Source organism: Streptomyces sp. SID13031 (assembly GCF_010548305.1).
In the GTDB taxonomy this organism is placed as follows: domain Bacteria; phylum Actinomycetota; class Actinomycetes; order Propionibacteriales; family Kribbellaceae; genus Kribbella.
In genome coordinates, this window is record NZ_JAAGLV010000118.1 from 1 (window position 1) to 390 (window position 390).

The window sequence follows — 390 nt, forward strand, 5'->3', positions numbered from 1 at the left end:
GCGCCCTGTGGCAGTACCTCTGCTCGATCGACTGGATCACGAAGGTCAAGACCGGCTGGCGGGCCCCGGACGACCTGCTCCCCTTCTTCCTGCCGGACCCGCGGGCGGCCAGGCTCACCACGCACGCGGACTGGCTGTGGGTGCGGATCCTGGATGTCGTACGGGCCCTGGAGGCGCGTCCGTACGACGGGACGGTCGGCGGGACAGGCGGCGGGCCGGTTGACGGCAGTCGGCGCGGTCTTGTCCTGGAGGTCGTCGACTCGGCCGTGATCCCCTACCTGTTCTCCGCCGCCGCCCAGCTGTACTGGCTGCTGCGCTACGGCCGCGCCACCCTGGCCCCGCGCCGCTTCGCCCGCGACCTGGCCGTCACCTGTCTGGCGCTGGCCTTCT

1 pseudogene is annotated in these 390 nt (G+C 72.3%); it reads left to right on the forward strand.

Annotated features, from left to right (window positions below):
- Nucleotides 1-390: pseudogene (locus G3I17_RS41450) on the forward strand (hypothetical protein); the annotation flags it as partial.